Raw genomic sequence first — 14,171 nt, 5'->3', positions numbered from 1 at the left:
GTCTCAATGAGCACGACTCATACCGAAGAACTGCATATGCACGACAACGGCACCGAACAGGGCCTGAATGCGACGCTGCACGAACCGATTTCGGCAGACGGCACACCGGAACTGGGCAAGACGTATACCGTTCCTGCCCGTTGCGGCCGCGCGGTGCGCCTGAAGGCGGGTCAGACCATCCGCATTGCGAACCCGCACGGCACCCAGGTCTGCGATACATGGATTTTCAACGCGGCGCATCTCAACGAATTCCTGTCGTTCGAACATACACGCGCCTATCTGGACAAGGTCGTTCCGCAGCCTGGCGACCCACTCGTCACAAACCATCGGCGGCCCATCGCGGAACTCGCCGTCGACACGTCGCCGGGCGTACACGATACGCTGATCGCCGCATGTGATCTTTACCGCTACAAGAATCTCGGCGTCGAGGGCTATCATGACAACTGCGCCGACAACATGCGCCTCGCGCTGAAGGCAATCGGCCTGCGCGCGCGGGAAGTGCCACAACCGTTCAACCTGTGGATGAACATTCCGATCAAGCCCGACTATACGATCGACTGGCTGCCGCCCGTATCGAAGGCCGGCGACCATGTTGACATCAAGGCCGTACTGGACTGTGTGGTCGTGATGTCCGCGTGCCCACAGGATATTATTCCGATCAACGCGCTCAATCCAGTCAACGTCGAGTTCACGGTGATAGCGTAATCCGCTCTTTCAACCTTTCCGATATTGCAACGGTGGCAACCAGAAAAACCTCATCCCAAACTGGCCGCGCCTCGGCCAGCAAAGGCTCAGCACCGTCGCAAGCCACGCCGGGCGATTCACTCGGTGTGCGTCTGAAGCATGCGCGCATGGTGCGGAAACTCACGCTCAAGGCTCTCGCCGAGCAGGCCGGCTGTTCGGAAAGCCTGCTGTCAAAAGTCGAAGGCGGTCATGCGACACCGTCGCTTGCCACGCTTCACCGACTGGCGCAGGCGCTGTCGACCAACATCGCAGCCCTCGTGTCCGGGCCAGACATCAACACGTCGCCGGTGCAGCGCGCGAACGCGCGGCCGTCCGTCAGCTTTCCGACTGCCCGCAACCGCGGTTCGATCGTGCTGGAGCGCGTGGTGGTGCCAGGCCCCGGCCAGTTACTGCAAGGCGACATCCACGTGATCGAACCGCACACAAGCAGCGACGAGCAGATTTCCCACGCCGGTGAAGAGCTAGGTTATGTGATCGAAGGCGAATTGGAACTGACTCTCGGCGACGAGCGCTACGTGCTGCAAACGGGCGATTCGTTCTATTTTCCAAGCAGCGTACCGCACAGCTACCGCAACCCGGCCAGGACCGTGACCCGCGTGCTGTGGATCAATACGCCGCCTACCTTCTAGGAACCGTCAACGTGCCAGGTACCGACCTCACGGCGATGCAATTGCCGCGTTTTAGCGGCATCCCAACCTTCATGCGCGTGCCGCCATGCACGGATCTCGATCAACTGGACATTGTCCTCGCCGGTGTGCCCTTCGACGGTGGCGTCACCGCGCGGCCCGGCGCGCGCTACGGTCCGCGGGAGATCCGTAACATGTCGACGATGACACGCACCACTCACCACGTGACGCGCTTCGACCCGTTCACGGCATGTCGGGTCGGCGATATCGGCGACGTGCCGTTCACGGATCTTTATCACCTCGAGCGCGCGCATGAAGACATCCGCCGTTTCTTCGAACCGATCTTCGCTGCCGGCAAGATCCCGCTGACAGCAGGCGGCGACCATTCGATCACGTACCCGATCTTTCAGGCAATGGCGCCGAAGGAACCCATCTCGCTCGTGCACATCGACGCGCATACGGACACGTGGGACTGTTTCAAGGGTTCGAAATTCACGCACGGCGCACCATTTCGCCGCGCAGTGGAGGCCGGACTACTGAATCCGGAACGCACGATCCAGATCGGTATCAGGGGTGCGCAAAATTCCGACGAAGGCTGGCGCTACTCGATCGAGAGCGGCATGCGCGTCGTGTTCATCGAAGAGTTCGACGCGCGCGGTCCCGCGGCGATCGCGGAGGAAGCACGGCGCGTGGTCGGCGACGCACCGGTCTACCTGTCGCTCGACGTGGATGGACTGGATCCGGTATTCACGCCCGGCACCGGAACACCGGAGATCGGCGGCTTGACGACCCGCGAGACACTTGCGCTGCTACGGGGTCTCGAAGGACTGAACTGGGTAGGTGGCGATGTCGTCGAGGTCTCGCCTCCATACGATCCCAGTGGCAATACCGCACTGATCGCGGCGACATTGATGTATGAAATGCTCTGTCTTTTTGCGAGACGCTGCGACTCCACCGGCGCCTGAGGGTGACGGTTGACGGGGCTACCGCAATGCAATGCGAAGACCCTGTTCGGCAGGCCAGCGTCCGCTGTCTGTGGCGGAACCGCCATTCGGGTGACCAACGCTCATGTCTCAGTCCAGGTCGATCGGCAAACCAAAGTCTGGTGTGCTAACACGCTGCATGTGCTCCAGCGCGTCGAGGTAGCGATGGACTGGCATTACAGCACGTCGCTCATCATGGACAAGAAGCGACGCTTCGAGTGAAGTACGCTCGGAATCCGTCAAGGTCCACTGATCACCGCGCTCTGCCCGCGCAATGCACTGCGATACGGCTCCTCTCTTCCATCCGCACGTAAATTGAATGCGAGGGCCCGCACATTGGACAGCGTGACGATCGAATCAACGTCGCCACGTCCGCCACATAGCGCCGCAAGTGCGAGATGGTGCTTGAGCGAAAGACGACGGACCTAATCCGTAGGAAGTGGCAGCAATTGCGCCTTCGTCAGCGGCCGACGGCGCAAAGTAGAGTGTTTTCGCATTGCTTTATCGCCAGTCCCGGCATCTCAGAAATGACCGGACGATCGATTCAGTGTCCTCGCCGACATCGCGCATCGGCGTATCTCCGTGCTTCGGGCGCAAAGTCACGTACTGCGGCCACGGCGCTCCAATTCGATCCTGGTGCGTTCCAATTCTCGGGCAAACGTCGCCTCATCCGGCAGGACTGTCTGATACTCGGCCGCGAGTACCTTGTTCGGCAGGTTGTCCAATGCGTAATGTGCCTCAGCTGCGCCTTTTCCCGCTCACAGAATCAAGCCGACTGGGGGGTTCTCTCCTGGCTTCATCCAGTGTTCATGCGCGTAGTTGAGGTAGAGGTGCATCTGCCCTGCGTCCGCATAGCTAACAGCACATCGCGGCCTTGGCGGGCGGCGCAGTGGCCCAGCGCCTGCGCCAAGTGGCTTCTGCCGGTGCCGGTCGGCCTGGCGATCAGGATCGCAACCTTCTCATCGAGATACCGGCCCGTCGCGAGATCATGAACGTGTGAGCGGTTCAACGTAGACAGCCGGTCGAAGTCGAACGTCTCGAGTGTCTTGCCCATCGCGAAGCCGGCGCGCAGCAGCATGCCAAGGCACTCGGTATAGGCGAGCTGCGCGTCGATCGCCTGACGGTTGCGCTGCTCAAGCGAGTCGAGGATGCCGGACAGGCGGAGTTGCTTGAGGATGGAATTCAGTTCGGGACTCGGATTCATGGTGTCAGTGGATCAGCAGGGATTGGAGATCACGGCCGAAGCGGCCGCCGTTCTGGTAAGCGCCGGTCGGGGCACGGGTTCGCTGGCCCTTTTCGAGGATGCCCTTGATGGTGCTGTACTTCGCGCGGCTGAACGCGAGCGCGCGCTCGCAGGTGCTTCCAGCCGCTGATCGCCGACTTTCTGTCGCAGCCGGATGATTCCCTGCGCACCGCGCAGGTTGACGAGTACCTTGCCGGAACAGGCCAGCACTGCGATGCTGGCCACACCCAGCCATATCGGGACGAGTAGCGCCTCGATCGCAAAGAAGATCCGCAACCGTGCAACGACGATAACGGCGGCGAACGCGGTGGCCATCCCGACAACGATGCCCAGTGGCGCAGCGCTCAACGGTCGAGCAAGTTGCGCGAGGATCCAAAGGGCGAGGCGCACAGCGTTACGGTTGCCGCGGTTCGCGCCTGGTCGAGCGTGCCGTGAAGATAGCTGAGCGCGACGGGCGTCAATGCCTGCGGCAGCGCGTCATCGGCGAGCGGCAGGTCGGAATGTGCAAGCAGCAGCACCCGACGACCCTCACGGGCATGGCGGGATACGGAATCGCGCAGGTTGTCGGCCGTCGCGGCGCCGGAGAGCAAAATATCCGGTGCATCGAGCACCCAGGTGCCATGTTCGCCGAACGATGCGCCCGCCCACTTTCTCGCGGAGGAGAGCGACACGGTATGGGTCGCTTGCCATCCCGGCCTCAAAGCGGAAGGGCTTCCCGCCCACCCTTTACGCGGCAGGACTCGCTGCAGTTGGAGGAAACGCTGGAGAACAAGTCTTACCGGGTTAAACTACGATGAGTTTATGAACTGCAATCGCCCGGAGTTTCGCAGCCTCGATCGACGCGATGCCTAGTCACGATCGACTTGCCGCTGAATGCTCCTGAAGGAAGAGGATGCCCATATGTCTGCCGCGTGGACCTATCTGCTTGTATGCTCCGAAGGCCTGACCTACTTGGGTTCAACCTCTAACCTGAAGCGCAGGCTGCATGCGCACAATTCTGATAACAATTCAGGATGGACCAAGGGCCGCAAATGGCGCCTTTTGGCCGCAAAGCGCTTCGAGACCCGCCAAGAGGCGTTTGCGTATGAAGCCCTTCTGAAGGTTGACGTTCGTCGACGGAATGCTTGGAAAAGAAAGAGCACCGCGCGGGCGAAGATCGTATTCGCGCGACACGGGATCGAATTCGACTTTGCGAAGTGGGCGCCGAAAAAGCGCCAACGGGTCCTACCGGCGCCCCGACCAGACTACTGGTCGCAGCAGAACGGAAGATAAGGCGCCGCCGGATTGGATAGCAAGCAGGAGGTCCACGTCCTCGACGATGGTGAATACGTCGTTCGTTGCCGGGAACGCACCATATTCGCCGCAACCGCCAATGGCTATGGCACCGTGTTCCCCACCGCGCGGATGACGGTGAAGGACGGCTGGGCAACGTTCACCCGCGACGGCGTCGAAGTGTGGGACTGCAGCGCTCGCTACGCCACTGCGCACTTTGACGTTCAATCCGTTTAGGAGAATTCTCCAATGACTCAGCTTGTTCAGATTGCCCCGGGGGTCGTGTTCTCGTCCGATGTGCTTGGGGCCGCGTGGCTGCGCAAGCATCTTCCGGACTACGGAAACGCAGAGCGAAGCGGTGATGCGCTCCCCAGTGGACGGCGGGACAGGATCGCAACGGAAAAGGACTACGCCGTTCCCGAAGGCCTGTCGAACCAAATGTCGTTGGTGTAGATCGCCGAGGAATGCTCTGGTCTGAGCCGAAAAAAACAGCTTAACTTCACCGGCCAAGCGACAGGGTTGCCTGACGTGTCTACTCGAGCTCGGCAGGCTCGCGTTGCTCCGCCCGTTTCTTGATCGCTTCGATCTCACCGAAGAAATCTCGTTGACAGGGAGGCGCTGCCGGTGGGCGGCGAGCAACCCGTGGCCGCGTATGCCCTGCTCGCTTCAATGTGCGCACGATCGCTTTCAATTGGGTCCAAAGGTGGTCTGCCTCTTCGACTGAAAGTACGTTCGCTGCAAACCGGGTACGCAAACGGCGAAAACCACGCAGCCATGCGTGAGTGCGTTCGACCACCCAGCGCACTTTGCCGAGGCCGCTACCGAGAGGCTCACCACGTCGGGAAATCGAAGTCGGGTGCCTGCCGCGTGCAGTGGCCGGCGATACTTGTCGTAATCGTAAGCGCGATTGGCATAGATCCGGCCTGGCTTGCGAAGCGGCCTGCCACGCACACCGCGAATCGGCGGACTCGCTTCCACCAGCGTCAGCAGTTGCGTGATGTCGTTGCGGTTGGCGCCGGTCAGGATGACCGCGATCGTCGTACCGTTAGCGTCGGTGGCGTGTGGTGTTTGGAGCCGGGTTGCGCAAGCGGCGCCAGCAACTGATGCCTGATCCACAGCCCATCTCGGCAGGCAGTTCGTTCCAGCGTATGCCGGTCTTGCGCACGAACAGGATTCCCGTGAGCGCAACCCGATCTGGAACAGGCCTGCGCCCAGGATACCGGAAGCGCCTCGGCTTTGCTGGTGGCAGTAGTGGTTCGATCAATGCCCTCGGTTCGTCGTCGATGATTGGTTTGCCCATCTCCTCGATCCGTCGGTCACAACGCTCGAAGTTAACAGGTTCGGGTCGAAGTGACAGCCCTTTTCGCTCTTCTTGAAACATCTTCTAAGGGCAATCCGTCTCTTCCTTTCCAAATGAGACTCGATAGATCATGCCAGACATTCGCTCCTGTAACTGTAACGCCAAGGACTTAGAATCGGCTCAATTGCCGTTGAATCGGCTCGAGCGCCGGTGTTGGCAGCCCACCCGCCCGGCCCCATCCGCGTGATCATCGACACCACACGACTGTCAATGGACAATCCAAGCGCCATTTGCTCGCGCATACCCTGGCGCGCAAGCCGATGGCGCTTCGTCAAACCGGGTACGCAGACCCGCGCGAACGGCGTGCAGGACGGTCAGCATATTCGCGGAAGCTGTTCTCCGCTGTGCATGTCCAGAATGCGCGCTCCACCTATCGTGCGCAGACGCACTTCAGACTGTCGAGCGCGATCGGCACGCCCGATGATGACAGCGTCGCGACTGAAGAACCTGAGGCACGCCAGCGCTAATTCCGCATGCGCGGTCGGTACGAGTGCAATGAATCGGCCCTCGTTTGCCACATAGAGAGGATCCAGGCCCAGAATTTCACAGGCGCCCCGGACCGCGTCACTGACGGGGATCGCAGACTCGTCGAGCTCGATCAGGAAATTCGCAGCTTCCGCAATCTCGATCAGCGCGGTTGCCAGTCCGCCTCGTGTCAGATCGCGCATGCAATGAATCTCGATCCCCGCAGCGATCAGTGAGCGTACGGCGTCCGCAAGCGGCGCGCAATCGCTCGTGATCTCCGTCTCGAACTCAAGGCCCTCTCGCACTGCGAGGACCGCGATGCCATGCCGTCCTATATCGCCGCTCACGATCACCGCGTCCCCAGGCTGGACATTGCGCGGCGCAATCGGGGCGAGGGAGCGAATTACACCCACGCCCGACGTATTGATGTAAAGTCCGTCACCCTTGCCGCGCTCGACGACCTTCGTGTCGCCCGTCACGATTCGCACCCCTGCCCTCGCCGCTGCATTACGCATCGATTCGACGATTCTGCGCAGCTCGTCCACGCCAAAACCTTCTTCGATGACGAATCCCGCGCTCAGATAGCATGGCTCGGCACCGCACATCGCCAGATCATTGACCGTGCCGTTGACAGCCAGGGAGCCGATATTGCCGCCTGGGAAGAACAGCGGACGCACGACGTACGAATCGGTCGTGAACGCCAGGAACCCGACGTCGCGCCCGAACTCAAGCCTCGCGCCGTCGTGCGTGAGATCAAGCGGATCCGATGCGAACGCCGGGCGAAACACGTCGTCGATGAGGCGATGCATGAGCCGCCCGCCGCCACCATGTCCGATCTCGACGATGTCACGGGCACCGACGGGTGCCGGGCAGGCTGGGGTGAAACCGGGGGGCTCGTTCATGTCGATTTCCTCACGTCGCGATGCATATCTCCGATCGTGCCTGCGGAGGGCGTCGGCTCTGCGCGCCGGTAGCGATAATAGGCGGCACAAACCCCTTCCGACGACACCATGGTTGCGCCAAGCGGATGTTCCGGCGTACAACGCGTGCCGAACGCGGGACACTCTCCCGGCTTCTTGCGGCCGCGCAGGAGCTCGGCCGACATGCATTCCCCGTCGTGCTCGGGCTGTGACACGCCGTCGCCAAATCGATCGAGTGCGTCGTAGCGACGATACGCAGGCGCAAGTCCAAGTCCGCTCTCGGGGATGCTGCTCATGCCGCGCCAGTATTGCGACTGTGGTACAAACACCGTCGAGATGGCGTCGCGGGCGACGCGATTGCCGTCGCGCCGCACCGCGCGGCTGTACTGATTCTCGACCTCAGTTCTGCCGGCCTCCAGCTGGCGAATGCACAGGTAAAGACCCTGTAGCAGATCGACGGGCTCGAAGCCGGTCACGACGATAGGAACGTGATGACGTCGGGCAATGGACTCGTATTCCGTATATCCCATGACAGTACAAACGTGTCCGGCCGCGAGAAATCCCTGCACGCCGCTCGTCGAGTCGCCGAGTATCGCTTCGATCGCCGGCGGCACAAGCACGTGCGACGCCAGCAGGAAAAAATTCCCGATGTCTTCACGCTCGGCTTGCAGGACAGCCATCGCGGTAGCAGGCGCAGTAGTTTCGAATCCGATCGCGAAGAACACGACGTCGCGATCAGGCTCCTTTCGCGCGACGGTCAGGGCATCCAGTGGCGAATAGACGATCCTGACGTCCGCGCCGAGCGCACGGGAACTCTGCAGGCTGCCACGCCCGCCCGGCACGCGCACCATGTCGCCGAACGAGCACAATGTGACGCCGGGCCGGCTCGCGATGGCGATGGCGGCATCGATGACACCTGACGGCGTTACGCAGACGGGGCATCCCGGTCCATGCAGCAGCGATATGCCATCGGGAAGCATGCGGTCGATTCCGTAGCGTATGATCGAGTGTGTCTGGCCGCCACAGATCTCCATGATGGTCCATGGACGTGTGGTCATTCGCGCGATGGCCTCCGCCCAGCAGTGTGCCGCGGGGGGGCTGCGCCATTCGTCGATGTGCTTCACGGGCATGGCTCCTCGGGATCGAGAGCGCCGAGCGCGTCAAGCATCCTCGATGCCTCGATTTCATCGATCACGGCGATCGCGAAACCTGCGTGAACCAGCACATAGTCTCTGGGGCGAGCGTCCGGAACGTAGGCAAGGTTCACCTGCTTGACGATGCCGCCGAACGCAACACGTCCGTGACGCGTCAGCGCGTCGTCATCGTCGATACCGAGAAGTTCTCCTGGAACAGCAAGACACATCAGCATTTCTCCTCGATCAGGCGCCGCGCGGCGAATGCCGCCTGTCCGACGGCCAACCCGCCGTCATTAGGCGGCACGCGGCAATGACACCTTGCGTCGAATCCTTCGGCCCGAAGCTGCGAAAGGGTAGTGCCCGCGAGCACTGCATTCTGAAAGCATCCGCCGGTCAGCAACACGCAACGAATACCGATCCGGCGCGCGACAGCGACGACAAGGCATGCGAAGGCATCGTGGAATGCGCGCGCGAGCGCCTCCGCGGGAACACATTCGCCGGTGGCCTCCGTGAGCGACGCAAACATCGGACGCCAGTCTGCAATCCATGCCCCCCCCTCCTCGCGCAGCACAGGCGCGTCGAGCGGGTGCGCACGCGCTGCGCGCATCGCTGCCCCTTCCAGGGCGATGGCGGCCTCTCCTTCAAAGCTCGATTGCGCGCATAACCCCACGATGGCTGCGGCGGCATCAAACAATCGCCCGGCGCTCGACGTCCAGGGCGAATGGACGCCTTGTCCGAGCATAGCCGCGAACAACTGACGCTCGCGGGCCGCAAAAGCCGCAACCGGGCGCAGACTTGTCATCGACAACGCCGCGCCGCCATATATTGCATGCAACGCGCCAAGTGCAGAACGGTTCGGCTCTCGTGCAGCGGCGTCACCGCCGAGCAATCGGAACGGTTGCAAGTGTGCGACGCGCCGGTAGCGCCGGTGGTCGATCGCAAGAAATTCGCCGCCCCAGACCGTCCCGTCGCCGTCAACGCCGCTGCCGTCCCACGCTACGCCGAGCACCGGCTCGTCAAGACCGTTATCGACCATTCCGGCGAGCACGTGCGCCACGTGATGGGGAACGTGCAGTACCCGAGTCGGATCACGCTCGGCGAACCGCGTGCTGTGGTAGTCGGGATGCATGTCGCAAGCCGCGGTCCCCGGCGCGACGCCGTACAGCGCCGTCATGGCGTCGACCGATCGCGCGAAGGCCTCGCGCACGGCGCTTGCATCGAGGTCGCCGATATAAGGGCCGAGCACGACCCGGCCCGCCGACGAGACAGCGACGGCACTCTTTCCGTGTCCGCCAAGCGCGATGCAACCGGCCGCATCGCTCCCTTCCGGATCGCTCAGTGCAAGGTCAAGCGGCGCATAGCCCCGTGCATGCCGCAACACGACCGACTCGCCTGCGATTACCCGGACGACCGAATCATCAATCGGGTGCGCGATCGGCCGGTCATGCACGAGAAAGCAGTCCGCCAGGCCGCCAAGGCGCTCGAGAGCTTCGTGCTCGCTGGCGACGATCGGTTCGCGGCCGCGATTACCGCTCGTCGCAACGATCGGAAAGCCCAGTTCGCCCATCAAAAGATGATGCAAAGGCGTGTAAGGCAGCATGACACCGAGCCACGCGTTGCCGGGTGCAACGTTTGGCGCGACCAGCCCGGCGTGCGCATGCGAGCGCAGCAGCACGATCGGAGCAGCAGCGCAAGACAGTAACCGTTGCTCCACGGCGTCTGTGTCGGCGAGTGCCATGACTGCCACGCCCGACGGTGCCATGATCGCTAACGGCTTCGTCGGTCGGTTCTTTCGCATGCGCAGACGGCGCACCGCCGGTTCGTCGCGCGCATCGACGAGCAACTGGAAGCCCCCCAGGCCCTTCATCGCGACGATTTCACCTCTGCGCAGCGCATTTGCCGCTTCGCGCAGCGCCTGTTGCCCGGTCGCCCTCCCCCGTCCGTCGGCATCCCACAGCATCAGCCCCGGCCCGCAGCGCGGGCAGGCATTGGTCTCAGCATGAAAGCGCCGCGAGCCAGAGTCGTCGTACTCGGCGCGGCACGCGGCGCACATCGCGAATTGCCGCATCGTAGTGCGCGCCCGATCGTACGGAACCCCTTCAATGATGGAAAAGCGCGGGCCGCAATGCATGCAGGTCGTGAACGGGTAGCGATAACGCCGGTTGTCCGGATCGGCCATCTCAGCAAGGCAATCCGCGCAGACGGCAAGGTCGGGCAGTATCACCGGCAAGTGTCCGGCCTCACGCGTGCTGGGTGCGATCTGGAAGACGTTTCCACCTTGCAATGCAATCTCGCAGATCTGCCGCTCGCGGATGTGCATGGGCCCAGCAGCCTCCGTATCGAGGCGCTCGACAAAGCGCGCGAGCGCGACACGCGAGCCTTCGACCTCGAGCAGCACGCCATCGCCGGTATTGCGCACAAAGCCCGCGAGCCCTTCGCTTGCCGCAAGCCGATACACGAACGGCCGGAATCCGACGCCCTGCACCTCACCGGTCACCGTGACGCGCAACCGCTGGAGAGCACCGCCCTCGCTGGCCGAGCGCAAGATGCCCTTCATCATGGCCCGTCCTGCTCGTCAGGTGGTACGCGCAGACTAATTCGCTTCAGAATCACGTGCTGCGCGTTCGTGTCGTCGATATCGTCGGACGATTCGATATGGAGCGCCGCACCCTCAACGGGCGTTCCGCGCACTTCCTCTTCGAAATGCTCGCGAAAATGCTCCAGGGAAAATGGCACCAGCGCACCCATCCAGACGTGAACGTCGCTCACTCCGTTGGCGCCTGCCTCGTGGACCGCATGGGCGATTCTGCGCACGAGTTCGCGAACCAGTCCTGTTTCATGCATCGTCTGAACCCTCCTTCACGCGCCGCCTGAGCCTGCCCACCTCCGTGACGACCCGATCCGCGACCTCGCCCACAGCGGCGGCCACTTCAGGCGTCATCGCCGCGCCGGGGTCGAACGACACACCCTCGATCGCATAGATCACGATGTCCCGCGACGCGGTACCAAGCGCTTCAGCAAGCGCGATCGCCTCCGCGAGGCCAAGCCCGTGACTGGACGCGAACGACGCGCCCTGCTCGATCGTCTGCTTTGTCAGATCGATCCGGCTGACCCGGCCGGGCGAACCCGTTGGAGCGGCAGCGTCGATGCAGACCAATGCGTCGATATCGGTCATGTCCTCACCGATATCCATCACGTCGCCGCCTCGCGCCAGCAGCGAGACGTCGGCCGGCAAGCGGCCGGCGAGCCGCTTCGCGACGAGACAACCGACGCCATCGTCGCCGCGGTCCGGATTGCCTACCCCGATAACGCGCACGCTGCGGATTGCAGGTCGCCGAACCTGCCGTTCGGTCGTGCCTGTCATGTTCGTCTCACATTCAAGTTGAGGAAATGCGCGGAACACGAGATGCACGGATCGTGATTCCGGATCCCGCGCTCGCAATGCTCGCGGATGACGTCGTCGGTCGCATCGACGAGCGGCGCCGCAAGCGCGGCGAGATCCGCTTCGATGCTCGGCTGGTTTTGCGACGTCGGTGGGACGATGCGCGCTTCGCGAATCGTCCCTTCAGCGTCGAACGCGTACCGGTGCCAGCAGATGCCGCGTGGCGCCTCAGTGCACCCGAAACCGACTCCTGCGACCGGCTCGACAGGCAGCGCGGCTGGCTCGGGCGGATCGTATGCCGCGATCAGCCTGAGTGCCTCCTCGCACGCATAAACGATTTCGAGTGCCCGCACGACGATGCTCCGGAATGGATTCCGGCACATCGGGCCGAGCCCGGCGTCGCGCGCGAACTCGCGCACTGAAACGGGCAGACGGTCGAAGTTCAGCGCATAGCGCGCGAGCGGCCCAACCAGATACGCACCGCGTCGCTTGACATGCGCGTGCAGTGCCGTCGAATGGGCAACATGCCGTTCCTCGAATTCGGTTTCGAACGCGCTGGCGTCGATGTCGATATCGCGACTCGACATCAGACGGCCTTCATTGAGCGGGTATTCGTCGGGATGGCGCATCGCGACAAACTCGTAGTCGCGCTCAAAATCGGGGAACGGGAACGCCGCGACCCACCGAACGAGGTCGACGGCCGTTTCGCGCGCCTCCTCGAGGATCGCCGCAAGCGGCGCGAGGTCGGAACGCCCGGGCGCACGATGAAAACCGCCAACCCTGACGTTGACGGGATGAATCTCGCGGCCGCCCAGCACGCGCAGCATCGCATTGCCGGCCTTTTTCAACGCGAGGCCGCGCCGGACCGCGTCGCCGTGCACGCGGGCCATCGCGATCGCGTCCGGGAACCCGAGAAAGTCCGGCGCGTGCAGCATGACGACGTGCAATGCGTGGCTCTCGATCCACTCGCCGCAATAGATCAGCCGTCGCAGCGCGCGCAATTGCCCGCCGACCTCGACGCCGAACGCGCGCTCGATCGCGTGAACCGCGCTCATCTGGTACGCAATCGGGCAGATTCCGCAAATTCGCGTGACGATATCGGGCACTTCGGCGTAGCCGCGCCCTCTGAGTAGCGCCTCGAACAGACGGGGCGGCTCGAAGATGCGTAACCGAGCCGACGTGACACGATCGCCGCGAATGCGCAGGTCGAGCGCACCTTCCCCTTCAACGCGCGCGAGATAATCGACGTGAATCGTCCGCGTCTTATTCGGCATGGCGCTCGCTCTCGCTCGTGAAGGGCTCCACTGCTGCATAGAATGTCCGAAACGCCCGGCGGATGTCGCGCGGCGCGGCGCCGCGCGCCTGCCATTCGTTCGCCAGCGCCGTCGTGTTGGGTGTCTCCATCGGACCGTAGCAGCCATAGCAGCCCCGCCGGAACGACGGACAAAGCGCGCCGCAGCCGGCGTGCGTGACGGGGCCGAGGCAAGGGGTGCCCTGCACCAGAACGCAGACGGCGCCGTGCGCCTTGCATTCGATGCAGACGCTGTGGGTGGGAATCGCGGGCTTGCGGCCAGCGATGAACGCGGCAATCACGTCGAGAAGCTGTCCCTTGTCGATCGGGCAGCCTTGCAGTTCGTAATCGACCGGAACGTGTTCGGAAATCGGCGTGGATGTCGCCAGCGTCTCGATGTACTGCGGCGACGCATAGACCATGGAAACGAACGCATTCACGTCGGCGAAATTGCGCAGGGCCTGAATCCCGCCCGCCGTGGCGCACGCGCCGATCGTGACGAGATACCTCGATTGCCGCCGCACCTGCCGAATGCGTTGCGCGTCGTGCGCGGTCGTGATCGAACCTTCGACGAGCGAAAGATCGTAGGGGCCGCGGGCAACGGCGCTCGAGGCCTCGGGGAAACTTGCGATGTCGACGGTATCCGCCAGGCCCAGCAGCTCGTCTTCGCAGTCGAGCAGCGACAGCTGACAACCGTCGCATGACGCGAATTTCCAGACGGCAAGCCTCGGATGATGTCGTTCATGCAT

16 protein-coding genes and 3 pseudogenes are annotated in these 14,171 nt (G+C 63.0%); 6 read left to right on the top strand and 13 right to left on the bottom strand.

Annotated features, from left to right (window positions below):
• Positions 1-6 precede the first annotated feature (6 nt).
• The 3 genes from WS45_RS02050 to speB are packed head-to-tail and all read left to right on the top strand — an operon-like array spanning position 7 to position 2,335.
• Entirely contained in the window at positions 7-705 is a 699-nt protein-coding gene (locus tag WS45_RS02050; RefSeq protein ID WP_059534734.1) for a DUF1989 domain-containing protein, read from the top strand.
• A gap of 32 nt (positions 706-737) precedes the next feature.
• Complete coding sequence (locus tag WS45_RS02045; protein WP_257127707.1) at positions 738-1,373, top strand: cupin domain-containing protein; 636 nt, start codon at positions 738-740, stop codon at positions 1,371-1,373.
• An 11-nt stretch (positions 1,374-1,384) separates the two neighbouring features.
• Positions 1,385-2,335 (top strand): agmatinase, encoded by a 951-nt coding sequence (gene speB, locus WS45_RS02040; RefSeq protein ID WP_156437003.1) that lies wholly within the window; start codon positions 1,385-1,387, stop codon positions 2,333-2,335.
• A 617-nt stretch (positions 2,336-2,952) separates the two neighbouring features.
• On the opposite strand, the pseudogene WS45_RS32895 reads toward speB, so the two are convergent.
• From WS45_RS32895 to WS45_RS35955, 4 genes and pseudogenes are all read right to left on the bottom strand, one after another.
• Positions 2,953-3,210 (bottom strand): annotated as a pseudogene (locus tag WS45_RS32895) (PDDEXK nuclease domain-containing protein); the annotation flags it as partial.
• Positions 3,195-3,557 (bottom strand): annotated as a pseudogene (locus WS45_RS02035) (ATP-binding protein); the annotation flags it as partial. The pseudogenes WS45_RS32895 and WS45_RS02035, both read right to left, overlap by 16 nt.
• A gap of 12 nt (positions 3,558-3,569) precedes the next feature.
• Positions 3,570-3,911, bottom strand: coding sequence for a hypothetical protein (locus WS45_RS35960; protein ID WP_244139237.1), 342 nt, complete (start codon positions 3,909-3,911; stop codon positions 3,570-3,572).
• 29 nt (positions 3,912-3,940) lie between these two features.
• Complete coding sequence (locus tag WS45_RS35955) at positions 3,941-4,267, bottom strand: hypothetical protein (RefSeq protein WP_059534726.1); 327 nt, start codon at positions 4,265-4,267, stop codon at positions 3,941-3,943.
• A gap of 202 nt (positions 4,268-4,469) precedes the next feature.
• On the opposite strand from WS45_RS35955, the gene WS45_RS02025 reads away from it, so the two are divergent.
• From WS45_RS02025 to WS45_RS02015, 3 genes are read left to right on the top strand one after another with little or no spacing between them, the layout of a single operon-like run.
• Entirely contained in the window at positions 4,470-4,868 is a 399-nt protein-coding gene (locus WS45_RS02025; protein ID WP_059534724.1) for a GIY-YIG nuclease family protein, read from the top strand.
• Positions 4,869-4,880: 12 nt separating this feature from the next.
• A complete protein-coding gene (locus WS45_RS02020; protein WP_059534722.1) occupies positions 4,881-5,105 on the top strand; it encodes a hypothetical protein in 225 nt (74 codons plus the stop codon).
• Between the two features lie 12 nt (positions 5,106-5,117).
• Entirely contained in the window at positions 5,118-5,321 is a 204-nt protein-coding gene (locus WS45_RS02015; protein ID WP_059534720.1) for a hypothetical protein, read from the top strand.
• Positions 5,322-5,607: 286 nt separating this feature from the next.
• Here WS45_RS02015 and WS45_RS32885 read toward each other — a convergent pair.
• The 9 genes and pseudogenes from WS45_RS32885 to WS45_RS01975 form a co-directional block, all read right to left on the bottom strand.
• Positions 5,608-6,168 (bottom strand): annotated as a pseudogene (locus tag WS45_RS32885) (transposase); the annotation flags it as partial.
• Between the two features lie 374 nt (positions 6,169-6,542).
• Positions 6,543-7,595, bottom strand: a complete 1,053-nt coding sequence (hypE, locus tag WS45_RS02010) for a hydrogenase expression/formation protein HypE (RefSeq protein ID WP_059534718.1) — start codon at positions 7,593-7,595, stop codon at positions 6,543-6,545.
• On the bottom strand, positions 7,592-8,737 hold the full coding sequence (hypD, locus tag WS45_RS02005; protein WP_059534795.1) for a hydrogenase formation protein HypD: 1,146 nt from the start codon (positions 8,735-8,737) through the stop codon (positions 7,592-7,594). Before hypD ends, hypE begins: the two co-directional genes overlap by 4 nt.
• On the bottom strand, positions 8,734-8,976 hold the full coding sequence (locus tag WS45_RS02000; RefSeq protein WP_059534793.1) for a HypC/HybG/HupF family hydrogenase formation chaperone: 243 nt from the start codon (positions 8,974-8,976) through the stop codon (positions 8,734-8,736). The genes hypD and WS45_RS02000 overlap by 4 nt, the downstream gene beginning before the upstream one ends.
• Entirely contained in the window at positions 8,976-11,309 is a 2,334-nt protein-coding gene (hypF, locus tag WS45_RS01995; RefSeq protein ID WP_208456496.1) for a carbamoyltransferase HypF, read from the bottom strand. Before hypF ends, WS45_RS02000 begins: the two co-directional genes overlap by 1 nt.
• Positions 11,306-11,593: a hydrogenase/urease maturation nickel metallochaperone HypA gene (locus tag WS45_RS01990; RefSeq protein ID WP_059534717.1), complete on the bottom strand. Its 288-nt coding sequence runs from the start codon at positions 11,591-11,593 to the stop codon at positions 11,306-11,308. Before WS45_RS01990 ends, hypF begins: the two co-directional genes overlap by 4 nt.
• Complete coding sequence (locus tag WS45_RS01985) at positions 11,586-12,113, bottom strand: hydrogenase maturation protease (protein WP_059534714.1); 528 nt, start codon at positions 12,111-12,113, stop codon at positions 11,586-11,588. The genes WS45_RS01990 and WS45_RS01985 overlap by 8 nt, the downstream gene beginning before the upstream one ends.
• On the bottom strand, positions 12,110-13,405 hold the full coding sequence (locus WS45_RS01980) for a Ni/Fe hydrogenase subunit alpha (RefSeq protein ID WP_059534712.1): 1,296 nt from the start codon (positions 13,403-13,405) through the stop codon (positions 12,110-12,112). The genes WS45_RS01985 and WS45_RS01980 overlap by 4 nt, the downstream gene beginning before the upstream one ends.
• On the bottom strand, positions 13,395-14,171 hold the full coding sequence (locus WS45_RS01975; protein WP_059534710.1) for an oxidoreductase: 777 nt from the start codon (positions 14,169-14,171) through the stop codon (positions 13,395-13,397). Before WS45_RS01975 ends, WS45_RS01980 begins: the two co-directional genes overlap by 11 nt.

The sequence above is a fragment of the Burkholderia sp. RF2-non_BP3 genome, assembly GCF_001522185.1.
GTDB lineage: Bacteria > Pseudomonadota > Gammaproteobacteria > Burkholderiales > Burkholderiaceae > Burkholderia > Burkholderia diffusa.
Note: the sequence above shows the minus strand (reverse complement) of the source record. Positions and strands in the feature narration are given on the sequence as shown.